Source organism: Lewinella sp., from assembly GCF_050633125.1.
GTDB lineage: Bacteria > Bacteroidota > Bacteroidia > Chitinophagales > Saprospiraceae > Lewinella.
On record NZ_JBOEFX010000102.1, the window covers coordinates 13,572 to 28,490 of the forward strand.

Here is a 14,919-nt window from a genome sequence, read left to right on the forward strand (position 1 = left end):
AGATGGACTTATCTTACAAGAGTTCGCAAAATAAGTGCTAAACAAATGACTATCAAGTATTTAAAAAACCACTAGGATTTTTCCTGAACTCCTTCTGAAAGGTTCTGGAAAAGTAGCTGGGGTCGGAAAAACCTACCTCGTAAGCCACTTCGGAAACGGTTAACTGGCCTTCTTTTAGCAATTCAAGACCTTGATTCAGGCGATAAGAACGGATAAATTGAGAAGGTGTCTTGCCCGTCAGCGCTTTGAGTTTGCGGTAGAGTTGCATTTGGCTGAGATGGCTGGCAGCTGCCAATTGGGGCACTCCAAACTCAGAATTATTAAGCTGAGCATGAATGTGCTCATGCAACTTTTGCAGAAAGGTGTCTTCTATGGAAGGAGCTGCAGCATTGGCAGCTATACTTGCGGCACTCTCGCCATAGCGTCGTTGCAACTGTTGGCGTACTGCTACTAAAGTTTTCAGCCGGATAATCAGTTCTTCTTTGTCGAAAGGTTTAGTCAAGTAGGCATCCGCGCCGAAGGATAGGCCCTGCACTTTGTCTTGTTGGGTAGATTTTGCGGTCAGCAAAATGATTGGGATGTGACTGGTGCGTTCGTCCTTTTTTAATGTTTCGCACACCTCATAACCATTTTTTTCGGGCATCATCACATCGCTGATAATGATGTCTGGAATAATTTCACGTGCTTGTTCGATGCCCAATACTCCATTCTTGGCTGTATGGAAAATATACTGCCCTCCCAAAATGGTTTTAATGTAGGTAATGATATCCTTATTGTCTTCGATGATCAACAACTCAGGAAGTTCCGAAGTACCGGCTCCTGGTGTTTCGTCTGGCAGCTCAACTGAAATAGCTAAATCCAGGGTCTCCTCTCCCGGTAGCAGAGAAGCTGCTTTAGGCGCGCGCGTTGGTGTAGCTGCTATTTTAGCTTCAATGGGCAGATAAAGGACAAATTCGGTACCAACACCTTGCTCACTCTCTACGGTTATCCAGCCGTTCAGCAACTCCACCAACTCTTTGGTCAAGGCCAGGCCAATACCCGTTCCTTCCGCTTCCCGGTTGTCAGCATGATTCACTTGATAGAAACGGTCGAAAACATGGTCGATATTTTCGGGAGAAATCCCCAGCCCCGTATCCTTGACTTTCAATTTAAGCAAAGGCTGCCCTTTATGCTCGATTTTACTAGCGTGGAAGATGATCCTACCGCCTTCAGGCGTAAACTTCAACGCATTGGAAAGTAGGTTATAAACGATTTGCTGGATGATCCCCTCGTCGTAATCCATCCTTGCCTCGTTTTCTTCTGAATGAAAAACCAGACGAATTTTTTTCTGAGCAGCGTTGGAATAAAAAGATTCGGTCAAATATTGCAGATATACAATGATATCCTGATGTACCGGGTTCAATGTCAGGCTACCGGACTCTAGTTTCGATAAGTCCAACAATTGATTGATGAGCCGCAAGAGATTAGCACTATTACGCTTGATCAGTGTTTTTTCTTTTGGATGGCCTTGGATATTCTCACTCATCCCCATGATTACCGTTAGCGGAGTGCGAAATTCGTGAGTAATATTCGTATAAAAGCGGGCTTTGAACTCGTTGAGTTCTTTCAGGCGATCAGCCTCCAGTTGCTTTTTCTCCTGGATGAGTTGGCTCTCCTTGAGCGCAAAATTGGCTTGCTCCCCCGCTTGAACCTGCTGTCGTTGACGATAAGCTAAACCCAATGAAAAGACGATCACCTCAATAATTGCTCCTATTTGTAAATAGAAAATAGAATAAGGTGTGGGCAGCAATCGCGAGAGCAGCGTCAGGAAGAAACCTAAGGTGATGATCGCAATTCCCACCACCACAAACCGGCCTTTTGTATCCCTGGTTTTGTACAAAGGAAAAAGAAATAACAAACAAGAAAGTGTCACTAAGGCGATGTAGAACATACTCACCTTATCTTCCACTTTATAGCTAAAATTAGAATAAAAAGATAGCACCACAGACAGTACTATTAGCGGAGCTCCTAAATAAACAAGGCCTTTAAAATAACGATCCCACCGGGGTAATAACTGCTCCAAATCCAAAAAAGTACGTATAAACGCGAGATAACACATCAACCCCAAAAACAAGACCAGCTTGAATAAACTGTAATACGCCGGATACTCGGTAAATAAGACATTTTCCAACCAATCGGTTAGGTCACTGGACGAGAAACTGACGTATAACACCACCGCCAGGATATAACCAGAATAGAAGATAAAACTGCGGTCGCGGTCAAAGAAATAGACAATCAGGTTATAAAACAGCATCATCAATAAAAACCCAATAAAAATCGAGTTGCCCGTTTTGTCGACCACCAGTTTATCATAAAAATCATCAAGCGGTTGAGCAAAGAGATAAAAAGAAGGGATAATTTCTTCCTGTTTACTGATACCGCGAAAATACACGGTCACGATCTCTCCGGGCGGTAAGATTATTTTGACCAAATTGCCTCTTGTTGTAGGCACAAATTCTTTTTGTGAGTAAGGCGTAAAAGCACCACTAGGTTGTCGTTCCCAAGAACCGTCATTGGTGGGGAGGTAAACATCCAGAACAGACCAGGTATCGGAAAAAGAAAAAACCCATTCAGCATATTGATCCGCTTCTGACAGACGGTTTTCCACCTGAATTTTTCCCCAGTAGTACTGGTAATTCTGCATGGGAAGAGGATAGTCCTCATAAAGCAAGAATTCACTTTGTCGGGCGGGCTGCAATACATCGTCCAACGTATACTTCCCCGTGCTATCGGCTAAGACCTGAGTGAATGTTCGTAGCTTGTAATTCGTCTGATCCTGCTCCAGCAACGCCACTGGCGGGATACTACTAGGTACAGCCAGCGAAAAATCAGTCTTCTGGCAGCTGACCAGTAGTAACAACAGCGTCCCAAAAAAAATAGCATATTTATGCTTGTGCATACCAGTGTTTTGTGCAATCCTTTCGTAAAATACAACATTCTGAGAGAGAACGAATAATTTATTTGTGGATCAACGTTAGTAGCTGGCAAGCTAAAATTATTATTGCCTCTTAATTTTTTTTAACATTTTAAGCTACTGGTGCAACCTTCGCATAAGACCTCTGTCATTACCCATGTAAGTAAAACAGAATCACCCCTCTGTAATTTAAAAAAGGCCGGGGGCATTTGTTCCCCGGCAATTTTTAGAGCTTATTGAAAACCAGAAAGCATCAAGTTTTTCTTTCTTTAATTTAGGGGAATTAGTTTTTACCAAATGAAATTCCCCAACAAGCTCTTAACTTTAGAGCGACGGCAACATTGGTCATGAAAAGCAATAAGGCCACTTTGGACTATGTGAATACGCATCGAGAAATTATCCAGGAATGTCAGCACGGTAACCGGCAGGCACAGTTTGAGCTATACAAGCACTACAACCGTGCTATGTTTAACGTGTGCTTACGGATGCTCGGAAATGAACACGACGCTGAAGATATCCTACAAGTGTCTTTTGTTCAGATTTTCAAGAAAATTGACACTTTCCGTTTTGAGAGCGCTATAGGTGCCTGGATAAAAAGGATAGTGGTCAACAATTGCATCAATTTTCATAAAAAGCGAAAGCTTCAGTTTTCTGAATGGGATGCTAAAATTGACCCTGTTGATGAATCATCCGAGCCACCTGTTCCTGATGGGCTGAAAGTTCAGCAAATCAAACAGGCTATGACCCAGTTATCTGATGGTTATCGTACCGTTTTCAGCCTTTATGCGATTGAAGGATACGATCATCAGGAAATAGCAAACATTTTGGGTATTAGCGAAGCGACCTCTAAGTCGCAGTACTGTCGTGCCCGGAAAAGATTAAAAGAAATTTTGCAAACACAAAAGATTGATTAACATCAATTGGGAACAGCACGAAAATAAAAAGCGATTTTGTTTTCTGCGCAATACTTGGAGGTGTTTGGTTTGAATAAGATTATCTCTGTCTGGTCTAGAAATATTTTCTACATCAGCGGATGTAAAGCGAGTGAAAAATGCAACAGAACGATTTAGAAAAATTCATCCTTGACAACAGGGATGCTTTCGACGACGCACGTCCTAGTCTTAAACTCTGGGCTGCTATTGAGAAGGACCTCAACGAAGAGGAGGCTCCCTCGCACGCTATGCGTAATCGTCGCCCCTGGTACCAGGTAGCAGCTACTGTACTAATCCTCCTCACGGCAGGAGGTTTTGGAGGTGCTTTCCTTACGCAACAGACACAACAACCCACCGCACAAACTCTGATTGAGGACGTTGCTCCCGAGTTCGCAGAAATGGAGCAATACTACAATCAACGCATCAAAGAGAACTACGCCCGTTTAACAACCCACACACAAGATCCTGAAATTGACGCAGACCTACAGCAACTAGACAATGCGATGGCTGAACTTCGGGAAGATTTAACAAATGCACCCTCCGGGCGCGAAGAAATGATCGTACAGCAACTTATTGAAAGTTACCGTCTCAAACTTCAAATCCTGGAGCGCATTCTGGAGCGCATCGAAAATATTGACAACAGTATTACTACACCAGACAACAACAGCAATGAAACCAGTATTTAAACTACTCCGGGCGGGCAGCCTTATTTTTGCAGCCCTGCTTACCATCGGTAGCCTGATGGCCGGGACCAACCCTACAAGGGAGTTTTCAAAAACCATTAACAAGCAGTTCAACATGGCATCAAATGGCCTTGTAGAACTCTCTAACCGACACGGAAAAATCGATATTAAAACATGGGACCAGAGTAATGTCCGCGTTTCTGTAAAAATTTTGGTCGACGCCAAAAGCGAAGAAGACGCCCAAGAGGTCTTCGAACGCATTAGTATCAATTTTTCTAACAACAGCAACAGTGTTTCTGCTATTACAGAAATTCAAGACAAAAAATCCAGCTGGTGGGGATGGGGCGATAACAATGACGAATTCTCCATCAACTACGAAGTATTCATGCCGGCAGCCGGCAGCCTTGATGTAACCGCCAAATATTGTGATGTTTACGCAGCATCGATTGCTGGCTCAGGTAAATTTCAAGTAAAATACGGCAACTTCAAGTTGGATGGCCTTGGAGAAGACAGCGACATCACACTTGCCTATGGCAACGGTTCACTTAACCGTGTTCGTGACCTAAAGGTAGACCTCGCTTATGGTAATCTTGATATAGAGGAAGCCAGTGACCTTAGTATCGATGTTCGCTATGGCAACATTGATGTTGCCCAGGCCGGAGACATTATCAGTGATTCCCGCTACTCCAACTTTAAGCTTGGCGAAATTCGTGAGTTCCGTAATAACGGAAAGTACGATAATGTTGAAATTGGCTTTGCAGAAGAAGTTGTTTGCGAAACCCACTACACCAGTGTTCAGGTCGGGCGCCTATCCCGCCGAATGAACCTTGACATGGCTTATGGGTCTGCAAAAACAGGAAAGGTCGACGCGAGTTTCGACGAAATCAACCTCAATGGTCGATACACCGATTTTAAAATCAGCGTAGACCCTGGTATTAATTGCTCTCTAGATCTTTCCGGGACTTATGCCGATATTCGCTTACCATCTTCAGGGGTAAGAACCAGCTATGACGCCCAAGATGGCAACTCTCACGAAGTGCGTGGCACCATGGGCAGTGGAGGAAACAGCAATATTAAGGCTAGAATGAGCTACGGAGGAATCGTCGTAAGGACGAACTAAAACAAGCNNAGCGATCAATGATCACTCCGCCCTCTGTCTTTTTATTTTCGTACTCTTCTTAAGCATTGATTTTTTGAAAAATCAACAGGCCCCAATCAAGTGCATCCTGCTTTACTGCATTTTCCCAAGAAGATAGCTCTTGCTCTAAGCTCTTTAAGAATGCCGAAGTAGGCTTTTTAAGGCCACTTGGAAGCGGTGCAGTAATAGCACCTCTTAATTCTGCTAAATGCTGTGGCAAGTATTGAGACAGCATTGCCGTATAGACTTTAAGCAGTAAAGCCCGATCAGCAAATTTTTGATAATTAGCAACCTCTGGAAAAGCATCCAATTCCAATAAATCAGCAACGGTAGCTAAAGCATCCTCAGAGGCGCCTTCTTTTTTTACGAGGCTCGTGAAAACAAAGCGACCTTTAGGAGTCAGTACACGTTGCACTTCTCGAAAAAGTTTAGCTTTTTTCTCAACACCAAGCATCGTATCCTGGGCCCAAACGATATCAAAGCTCTCGCGGTCAAATGGGAAAGAACTTAGAACGCCTTCAGAAACGCCTACCTTTTTCTCCATTCCTTCCGCTGCGATCTTCTTTTCCAGCAACCGATTGTAGTCAGTATTTGGGTCTAGACATTCGATTTTGCAGCCGAATTCTGTTTCCAAAGCCATTACCGTAGCTCCTAACTGCGAGCCAATCACCAACATTTTAGTGCTCTTCGCAATTTTAGGGATCAAACGCACCATTTTAGCGGTCGTTTGCTCACAAGCCTCCGTTAAAGTCAAGGATTCAGGGCGATAAATACCCAAATGGAAATAGCCCCCAAGAAGTTCTTCAAAAAAAGCGGTAGCGGCAGGGTCTCCGCTAAATTTATTAATCGTATTGCTAAATATCATAGGCTATCAAAGATAGGAAAAATTTCGGCGCAAAAAAAAAGGAACCTGCTGAAGCAGATTCCTAATTTTGTGGGCGATGAGAGACTCGAACTCCCGANNGACCCCCTCGGTGTAAACGAGGTGCTCTAAACCAACTGAGCTAATCGCCCTTTGCGTTAAGCGAATGCAAATATAAGGGGTCTTTTTTTTATGTGCAAGACCTTCTCGAAAAAAAATAAAATTATTTTTCTCTTCGACTTCCGTATTTTTACCTGTATATCCACTTCAACATTATGAAACGCTTCTTCAAACGCTTGCTAATTGTCCTTAGCATTCTTTTTTTACTCCTCTGCGGAGTCGTATTTGTGATATCCAGTCTCTTTTCCGATCAAATCGGAGAACGGGTCGTTAGCGAATTGAACCAACAACTCAAAAGCGAGCTAGAGGTAGAGGGTTTCGAGCTTTCTTTTCTAAGAACCTTCCCTAATATTGGAGCAAACCTAAGAGGTGTCAGCCTAAAAGGAACAGACCAGGAAGATCTTCTTGTAGCAGATGAACTTTCCTTTCGTGCCGGCTTGTGGAGCTTGCTCGGTTCGGATATTCAACTCAAGTCGGTAGTTCTTAGCGATGGCATTTTACGAATTGCTGTAGATAGGGACGGCAATGCCAATTACGATATTTTCAAAACGGAAGAAACTGAACCAGCTCCTGAAGAAAACACTGCGTCTGCCAGTATAAATCTGGAAAAAGCGGTCGTTAGTAACATGAAGCTTTTTTACAGTGACGCACAGAGTAAGCAACGTCTGACGATGGATGTTGAAGAAGCCATATTTGCCGGAAACTTTGGGAGTACTCAGTACAAATTAAATAGTGAAGCCCAATTATTCATTAAATACCTCGAATCCGACGGCGAAAGCCTTCTCAATAATCGGCCTTTCACTTATGACACGGAGATAGCCGTGAATACCGAAGAAGGGCAATATCAAATTGATGAATTGCGCCTACAAGTAGGAGAGCTTCCGCTAGAAGCTTCAGGAAACTTTAGGGTTCAAGAAGATGAAACCTTCATCAACCTGAGTTTCAGCAGCGAAGACGGACAACTGGAAGATGTCCTCAGTTTGCTTCCTGATGAGTATAAAAACCAGTTAAATGGTTTAGAAACCGACGGTGATTTTAGCCTCAATGCCACGATTGAAGGTGTGCAAAACAAGCAACAACAGCCCAAAATAACAGCTGAATTGCGTTTTGCCGACGGCCGTATTTCTGGCGACCGTGTCAATGCTCGAGTGCGTGACCTTGGCTTTCTGGCTTATTACACCAATGGCACCCAGCAAAACGATAAAACATCGAAAATCGTTATTGAAAACCTTCATGGAGAATTCGAGCGAGAGCCTTTCGCTCTTGATCTTACCATCGAGAATTTTAGCGAACCCAGTATCGTATTCGCAGCAGATGGCACCCTAGCACCAGGAGCCTTAATGGCTTTTATTCCCGATGAAAGAATCTCTTCCGGCAACGGGAAAATACACCTCAACCGGCTTCGGATAAGAGGTAAATACGAAGATATGCTTCGCAGTAGCCGAATCGGCAGCGTAGACATGGGGGGCTCTGTAAGCTTTGAAAACGCAGGCTTTACGGTAAACGATGAAGACATAAGCCTGAGCAGTGGGGAGATCGTTCTTGAGCAAAACACCCTGACCGCCAAAGCGGTCACCCTGGATGCACCAGGCACAAAGATGGTTTTTGATGGTCGGGCAACCAATATTCTCCCAGTAATATTCGCCGATTCGGTGAATTCTCAGGGCGCAACGCTGGTCTTTGATGCACGCCTTCAGGCCACCGAGTTAGACATTGATCAATTAATGGCGCTCGGAGCCCCTTCCGAAATAGCCCAAGAAGCAGCAGAAGCCACAGGAACAACGGATTCACTTGCCCAGGCAGAAGTAGAAAAACGAGAATTTTTCACTCAGTTTCTAGACGGCACTTTTGCTGCCGAAATTCAAACCTTCAATTACGGTCTAGTCGAAGGAGAAGACTTCAAGGGAAACCTTACCTTCAAAGATGGTACGATGACCATTGCGGGGAACACTAAAACCATGGATGGCGAATTCCTCCTCGACGGCGAAATGCAGTTTAGCGAAGAGCCTGTACTAACGGCAAAACTCAGCGGAAACAGGATTAATATCTATGAGTTTTTCAGGCAATCAGAAAACTTTGGACAAGATTTCCTGGTCGCAGACAACCTGGAAGGTCAGCTTGATACCCGAATTTTTATTGAAGCGCATTTTGATAATGCCGGCAACTTTCAAGAGGATCAGCTTAGAGTACTTGCTGGCGTAGGCCTCAAAGATGGCGTACTGAAAGACTTCGCGATGCTAGAGGATTTTTCCACTTTTGTGAATATTCGCGACCTACGAGAAATTCGCTTTACCAGTCTCCAAAACTTCTTTGAGGTTAGAAATAGCAAGCTCTACCTCCCTGTCATGTTTATCCAAAGTAACGCCTTGAACATGACCATTAGCGGTGAGCATACTTTCGATCAGGACATCAACTACTTCGTTAAAGTCAATGCAGGACAGGTTATGGCCGATCGGTTTCGCCGGCACAATGCTAAGCTGAAGCCTAAACCAGCCAGACGAAAGGGGTTCTTTAACCTTTACTATGCCATCTTAGGTAACCTGGATGATTATAACTTCGTATCGGATAAACGACGGGTAGAAAACGATTTCCACGAAAGCGATAGACGCAAACGCGACATCCACTTTGAGCTGGAACGCTTGTTTGGCACCATTATAGAACTCGTTGATGAACCTCTCGACTGGCGCGATATCCCCGAATACGAAGAAGACCCGGATAGCGACGAACCAGAGTTTTTAGATATGGAAATTGAGGGTGGGGAGTAGTACTGTTTGGTTGGTCAACACGGATTTTGATGAGAATCAAAATTCGGGATGACTCATGTTATAATCTGACAAGCCAAGAATTAGCTTCGCTGCTACTGCGTGCTGTGAATCCTGACTTGTCAGACTATAGCTTAAAATTTCCACCCGATGTAAATATTTGGCTCAAAGAGAAAGACGTTTCCATATTTATCGTCAAACTCCTTAAACCCTTCAGGGGAATTGTTATCAAACATCCACTGGTTGATATGAACCTGAGGTTCTATGAAAAATCGTTTTTTCTTCCCAAATGCAACATGGTAGCCCAAATGAAGCGAGTTGTAAAGCTTAAATCCATTTTTAATTTTATTACCATCTAAATCCGTGTAGGTTTGAATTTGCGGAAGGACTTCAACAGAAGCAAATAACCCTTTCCAAAGCATGCGTTGGTAGGTGATACCTATTCCTGTTTCCCTTAAATATCCATCGTAATATTCAGTTCCAGACTCTATTTTATCTACCACGCCATCCCACCAGGTGATTCCCATGGGTTGAAATAATCGCCAGGTGGCAAACTTTACCCCAACGATGTTCTTATTATCTAGGTTGCGTTTTACATGTAATTCTACCATTTGAGTACTTGTTCGACTGCTCCAACCATAGATAATCTCATCTGGAACAAGATAAGGTATACTTACCCTCCACTTATGGGCTACTTCCGTTTCTTGATCTACTGACGAGTTGCTTTGAGCAAAAGCACTAAGTGTGCAAAAAGATAGAAGAATTAAAAATAGATTTTTCATAACAGTATTTTTTTTGGAAAACTCCGATTGCTACCAAGCACCTCCCATTATCGTTAGTTCATTTAATAAAGGGGAAAGGAATCATCATCCGATGATTATTTGCTCTGCTTTATCGAATTGATAATGCAAAGATGGAGTGGAAAAGAGGGTGAGTCGTTCCAAAATGTAATTCCGAACTTAGTAGTGAGATTAAAAACCTTTTAAACAGGCTTAGCGCATGCTTGGGAGGGGCAATTCGTCTTTGTTTTTCGGGACCAGGTGGTAATAGTTCCATATGGAAAATGGCCTGCCGTAAATCCTGGAACCCGAGTTATTGTTTAGGGGCTGTTAAGTACTTGGACAAAAGAACTTTACTCAGATTTGATATTCCTTCTTTTTACCATTCGATTAATCACATACATCAGCCCGCCAGTTAGAATCATCAATGATATTACCACAACGCCTAAGGTGGGGAAATTATTTATCATCCCATCTTCAGATTGAAATACTATCAATCCTGCTATCATGGCTGCCACACCTCCAATTGCCAGTTGCATTGCTGCATCAACAGCCATGAATGCACCTCGGTCTTCCACCTCAGGAACAACTGTTCCTAAAGCTGAAGATGAGATACTTCGAGCATTAATTCCAAGGAAGAGTAGGGTATGAACAATGATAACTGTCCAAAAAGGATTTATTCCCAAGTTCGTAAATACCGCTACCATCATTATTGTTATGATAGTCCCTGCCCAAAAAATATTTAGTGTTCCATATTTATCTGTCAAACGACCAATAATGGGAGCAAATATGAAAGTAGCAACCCCTGCAACTCCATAAAGTAAAGGGAGGTCGTCAAGATCTACTCCAAGATTGTTAGTGCAAAATGCAGAGCTAAAGGTCATCAAAATAATATCTCCTGACACCAAAATTGTGTTGTTAAAAAATACTATTAAATAATTTCTATTGCTGATTATTTTTACAGAATGATGTAACGGGTTGACTTTTGCTGGTATTTGTAGATGTTTATCTACGGGCCTTATTTTCCAAAAAACAAGAAAAATTGCATTGATTCCTAAAAACAAAACCAACCCAAAGGCTAAATGCCAATCCAACTCTGAAGCTAAGTAGAGAGCAAGTGGCAAACCCAAAATTTGACTCCCTGCAGAAGCCATTTGTAGAATCCCCATAGCCCTTCCTCTTTGGGTTGTTTCAAATAAATCAGCTACGATGGCAAAACAAATAGGACCTACGACACCTCCGAATATACCTGTTATAACCCTGGCAACAACCAATGCTTGGAATGAAGGTGCATTTGCACAAAATAAAACACCTAGCAAAAAGCCTGAGTAAAAAAATAAAAGCAATTTTCTCCGATCAACTTTGTCAGCATAACCTGATAATAAAACAGCAGCTATTCCTGCACTAATTGGATATGCAGACACAAGTAAACCAAACTGTTTGGTAGTGATTTCAAGTTTAGGAAGAAGAATTGCTGACAAGGCGGACATAAGCATGAAGTCCAAAACTATAGTCAATAAAACTAATGCAATGATCGATACTAAAAGAAATTGATAGTGCGTAAATTTGGGCTTAGTCTCGCCTTTCATAACTATTCTATTTGATTCTCTGACATTTTTTGTGTTTAGCGTCAAGCGAAAACAAAAATCACGTTCCTTAACAGTCGCTTACGATTTTTGCTTTAGCTTGACCACAAAAATTGTCAGAGAAGGTTCTATTTTTTCTGAGAATTCACCCACATTCTTGGAGTTATTCCTTCCATTTTCTTAAAAAAAACATTGAATACTGTTTTGGAATTAAAGCCACTTTCATAAGCTAAACCCAAAAGAGTAAGGTGACTGTTATTTGGGTTTAATGCTTTTTCTTTGAAAGTTATTAATCGGAAGGTATTAATATATTCATTAAAATTCTTACCAATTTGTTCATTAAGTAGCCATGATAATTTATTAGGAAGCAATTCCAGTTTTTCTGCTAAATGCCTTAATGAAATTGATGGGTCTTTATATATTTCATCTACTTTCATTAGCTCATCTAATTTTTCTAAATAGTTTTCTATTTCATTTTTGCTTAATAATGAAGTACTAATGAAAGGGGTTGGAGCTATGGTTATAGGTTCAAGAATCTGCTTGTTTTTTATAGATGGGGGGAAATTCATTTGGGCATAAATTTCTTTAAACCGAGCATTATCCCGAAGGTTATCCCAGACCCAATAATTCTTTAAGGTTACCATCGTTACCGAGCGTTCTTCGTAAGCTTTGTCTAACCAGTAAATGGCTTCATTAGGCATATTTAAAAGAGAAAATAACAAGGCTGGATCTGAGGAGTCCATGTATTTCGATTTTTCTATAATAGCTAAGACCTCTTCTTTCTTGCCCATAAGTATTTTCACCACCAATAAATCTAAATTAGCAAGTCCTTGACCACCTGTAAGTCCAAGTGCCTTATTGATGTCAATTAATGCTTCGTTATATTTTCCTAAATACCCCAAGGCTAAACCTCGAAAACGAATTGCCTCTGCAAAAGTAGCGTCAACTTCCAAGGCTTTATTAAATGCTGCAATTGCCTCTTCAAAACTACGCGCAAAATAATAGATCAAGCCCAGTTGCCAATGTGTATGAACATCAAGAGGGTCCGTTTCAGCCACCCTTTTGGATACTTGAACGGCCCGTTCAAAATCCTCCTTGATAAATATATAGTAATAGGTAATGAATTCATTTTGGTCAGATAGGCCATATTTTATTGCCTTATCGTATTCTATTAGGGCCGCGTCCCAATTCCAATCCGAGAACAGTTTGATATAAGCAAGCATCATATGTGCCTTTGCATTTTCTGCATCTAACTCGATGGCTTTTTCAGCGGTATTTCTTGCTAAGTCATTCCCTTCTTTACTGGGTATCATATTGTAGCTCGCCGCGTGAATATATGCTTCTCCCAAAAATGCATGGGCGTCTGCATAGTTCGGGTCAATTTTAATTGCACCTTTGAAGAAATCCATTGCTTTTTTAACGTCATCAAAGTCTTTCCTTTTTAGATGATAACTCCCTTTCAACCATAAATCATAAGCCTTGATATTTTGAGTTGGGATAGCGTTGGAAAAAGACGGAATTTCGAAATGCCCAAAGTTTTCACGGATTTGGTCTGCAATGAGCAAACTGATTTCATCTTGCAAGGCAAAAATATCCTCCATCTCCCGATCAAAATTCCTTGACCAGAAGTGAGTGCCGTCATTAGTACTGATTAATTGCGCTGTAATGCGAACCCTGTTTTTGGCTTTCCGGACGCTCCCCTCCAAAACAGTACTTACCCCTAACTGATCACCAATGGTTCGCACATCTATATTTTTATTCTTAAATGCAAAAGAAGATGTGCGGGCAATGACTTTCAAGCCCTTCACAGTAGTTAAGGCGTTGATTATTTCTTCCGTAATACCATCGCTGAAGTATTCGTTCTCAGGGTCGGCACTCATATTAACAAAAGGGAGAACCGCAATGGATTTGTTGGATGATGATATGGGTAAATGGTTGCTCATTCTTTACGATACTTTATCAGGGCTTCTACGAACTGACATTGAAATTTCTTTAATTGCCTGCAACTCGGGGCTGGGCGCACAAGCTTTGTTATGTTCAGCTCCTATTCTATTTTTTCACTCTTCCTAAGAAACTGACAACCAAAGCTAATACCACTATTACTACAAACCAGATCAGTATTCCATAAAAGTTTCCTATTTGATAAATAGTCGTATGCCAACCTGGTATAATTGAAGTCGCATAACCATAAGGTTTATAACCATATATAATGACGCATCCCAAAATATAAATACAAATAATCACAAACTGGAATTTACGAAATGTATTATTCTTTCTAATACTCGCTATTATATTCATCGAAGCCATAATACTGACCGAAAATTCAAATAACATAAAAAATGGTGCATACCCATTCCGGGTACTTATAGAAGCAAATTGCTCATAGATATAACCACTGCTCCAAGCTATTCCATATTCAATTAATAGCGGTATCAAAAATATCAGGTTCACAATGCCTAAAAGAAACCAAGAATTTTCTTTTTGATCACTATCCTTTGATAAAAAAAATATAATCCCAGCATATATCAACCATGCTGAGATAATATAATATCCTTGAAATAAGTCTATTGCATTCATTAATATCCTAAATAGATCAAATAATTAGAAGGCTATCTATTAAACCAATACTGAGTAACAACCAACTCCATTTCAAGATCTCCCATAAGCCTCATCAACTTTGGCGGAATAGATAATTGAACAGAAAGGTTATTTTCATCTCTAAACTCAGAATCGATACCAATATCTATGCACCTTTTAATATTTTTCATATTTGTCAACTTTTTCAAATCAACATAATTATTTGAAAGAAAAGTAATTGTATCCTCGAATTGCTTTTCTACTTCATCAAAACCTAACTTATTTACATCAAATTTGCACGTGGTTGCCGCATAGGGCTTTTTGCCTTTTCTCTTATTCGTATCTCCTTTTCTATTGACTTCATAGGGTTTAGCATTAAGCAAACTTAATACTTCATCTACATCATAGTCTCCAGTTAATTTTAGTACGGCTGGCATCTTGTTTTTTTGACCTTATTAAATATCTCTTTCTTTTTTCAAACTCGAAATGACTCATGACTAGAACTAAATGCATCTGGTTACACACAA

General features: G+C 41.2%; 11 protein-coding genes and 1 tRNA gene. 4 read left to right on the forward strand and 8 right to left on the reverse strand.

Going from position 1 to position 14,919, the window contains the following annotated elements; translation table 11 throughout:
- Positions 1 to 52 precede the first annotated feature (52 nt).
- Positions 53 to 2,938 carry an ATP-binding protein gene (locus ACRBG0_RS20935; protein ID WP_431488801.1) on the reverse strand — a complete coding sequence of 962 codons (2,886 nt, stop codon included), beginning with the start codon at positions 2,936 to 2,938 and terminating at the stop codon, positions 53 to 55.
- A 362-nt stretch (positions 2,939 to 3,300) separates the two neighbouring features.
- Between ACRBG0_RS20935 and ACRBG0_RS20940 the strand changes: the two genes are divergently transcribed.
- The 3 genes from ACRBG0_RS20940 to ACRBG0_RS20950 all read left to right on the forward strand — a co-directional run bounded on the left by ACRBG0_RS20940 (position 3,301) and on the right by ACRBG0_RS20950 (position 5,688).
- Positions 3,301 to 3,867, forward strand: coding sequence for an RNA polymerase sigma factor (locus ACRBG0_RS20940; protein ID WP_431488802.1), 567 nt, complete (start codon positions 3,301 to 3,303; stop codon positions 3,865 to 3,867).
- 137 nt (positions 3,868 to 4,004) lie between these two features.
- Positions 4,005 to 4,571 carry a hypothetical protein gene (locus ACRBG0_RS20945; protein ID WP_431488803.1) on the forward strand — a complete coding sequence of 189 codons (567 nt, stop codon included), beginning with the start codon at positions 4,005 to 4,007 and terminating at the stop codon, positions 4,569 to 4,571.
- Entirely contained in the window at positions 4,555 to 5,688 is a 1,134-nt protein-coding gene (locus tag ACRBG0_RS20950) for a hypothetical protein (protein WP_431488804.1), read from the forward strand. Before ACRBG0_RS20945 ends, ACRBG0_RS20950 begins: the two co-directional genes overlap by 17 nt.
- 58 nt (positions 5,689 to 5,746) lie before the next feature.
- Here ACRBG0_RS20950 and ACRBG0_RS20955 read toward each other — a convergent pair whose 3' ends face one another.
- Together ACRBG0_RS20955 and ACRBG0_RS20960 are read right to left on the reverse strand one after the other, a co-directional pair.
- Positions 5,747 to 6,571 (reverse strand): SAM-dependent methyltransferase, encoded by an 825-nt coding sequence (locus ACRBG0_RS20955; protein ID WP_431488805.1) that lies wholly within the window; start codon positions 6,569 to 6,571, stop codon positions 5,747 to 5,749.
- Between the two features lie 70 nt (positions 6,572 to 6,641).
- Positions 6,642 to 6,720: transfer RNA gene (locus ACRBG0_RS20960), tRNA-Val, on the reverse strand.
- A gap of 123 nt (positions 6,721 to 6,843) precedes the next feature.
- Here ACRBG0_RS20960 and ACRBG0_RS20965 point away from each other — a divergent pair.
- Positions 6,844 to 9,453, forward strand: coding sequence for an AsmA family protein (locus tag ACRBG0_RS20965; RefSeq protein WP_431488806.1), 2,610 nt, complete (start codon positions 6,844 to 6,846; stop codon positions 9,451 to 9,453).
- A gap of 131 nt (positions 9,454 to 9,584) precedes the next feature.
- Here the strand turns inward: ACRBG0_RS20965 and ACRBG0_RS20970 are convergent, their stop codons facing one another.
- From ACRBG0_RS20970 to ACRBG0_RS20990, 5 genes are all read right to left on the reverse strand, one after another.
- The gene (locus tag ACRBG0_RS20970; protein WP_431488807.1) at positions 9,585 to 10,232 is read right to left on the reverse strand and encodes a hypothetical protein; all 648 of its coding nucleotides are present in this window, start codon (positions 10,230 to 10,232) and stop codon (positions 9,585 to 9,587) included.
- 350 nt (positions 10,233 to 10,582) lie between these two features.
- Positions 10,583 to 11,818 carry an MFS transporter gene (locus tag ACRBG0_RS20975; protein ID WP_431488808.1) on the reverse strand — a complete coding sequence of 412 codons (1,236 nt, stop codon included), beginning with the start codon at positions 11,816 to 11,818 and terminating at the stop codon, positions 10,583 to 10,585.
- A gap of 125 nt (positions 11,819 to 11,943) precedes the next feature.
- On the reverse strand, positions 11,944 to 13,695 hold the full coding sequence (locus tag ACRBG0_RS20980; RefSeq protein ID WP_431488874.1) for a helix-turn-helix domain-containing protein: 1,752 nt from the start codon (positions 13,693 to 13,695) through the stop codon (positions 11,944 to 11,946).
- 169 nt (positions 13,696 to 13,864) lie between these two features.
- Positions 13,865 to 14,392 carry a hypothetical protein gene (locus tag ACRBG0_RS20985; RefSeq protein WP_431488809.1) on the reverse strand — a complete coding sequence of 176 codons (528 nt, stop codon included), beginning with the start codon at positions 14,390 to 14,392 and terminating at the stop codon, positions 13,865 to 13,867.
- Positions 14,393 to 14,424: 32 nt separating this feature from the next.
- Positions 14,425 to 14,829, reverse strand: coding sequence for a DUF4279 domain-containing protein (locus ACRBG0_RS20990; protein ID WP_431488810.1), 405 nt, complete (start codon positions 14,827 to 14,829; stop codon positions 14,425 to 14,427).
- Positions 14,830 to 14,919 lie beyond the last annotated feature (90 nt).

Coding starts and splice junctions, on each gene's coding strand:
- ACRBG0_RS20955 (WP_431488805.1), bottom strand. CDS start 6,571: ATGATATTTAGCAATACGATTAATAAATTTAGCGGAGACCCTGCCGCT.
- ACRBG0_RS20950 (WP_431488804.1), top strand. CDS start 4,555: ATGAAACCAGTATTTAAACTACTCCGGGCGGGCAGCCTTATTTTTGCA.
- ACRBG0_RS20970 (WP_431488807.1), bottom strand. CDS start 10,232: ATGAAAAATCTATTTTTAATTCTTCTATCTTTTTGCACACTTAGTGCT.
- ACRBG0_RS20990 (WP_431488810.1), bottom strand. CDS start 14,829: ATGCCAGCCGTACTAAAATTAACTGGAGACTATGATGTAGATGAAGTA.
- ACRBG0_RS20945 (WP_431488803.1), top strand. CDS start 4,005: ATGCAACAGAACGATTTAGAAAAATTCATCCTTGACAACAGGGATGCT.
- ACRBG0_RS20935 (WP_431488801.1), bottom strand. CDS start 2,938: ATGCACAAGCATAAATATGCTATTTTTTTTGGGACGCTGTTGTTACTA.
- ACRBG0_RS20985 (WP_431488809.1), bottom strand. CDS start 14,392: ATGAATGCAATAGACTTATTTCAAGGATATTATATTATCTCAGCATGG.
- ACRBG0_RS20940 (WP_431488802.1), top strand. CDS start 3,301: ATGAAAAGCAATAAGGCCACTTTGGACTATGTGAATACGCATCGAGAA.
- ACRBG0_RS20980 (WP_431488874.1), bottom strand. CDS start 13,695: ATGAGTGCCGACCCTGAGAACGAATACTTCAGCGATGGTATTACGGAA.
- ACRBG0_RS20965 (WP_431488806.1), top strand. CDS start 6,844: ATGAAACGCTTCTTCAAACGCTTGCTAATTGTCCTTAGCATTCTTTTT.
- ACRBG0_RS20975 (WP_431488808.1), bottom strand. CDS start 11,818: ATGAAAGGCGAGACTAAGCCCAAATTTACGCACTATCAATTTCTTTTA.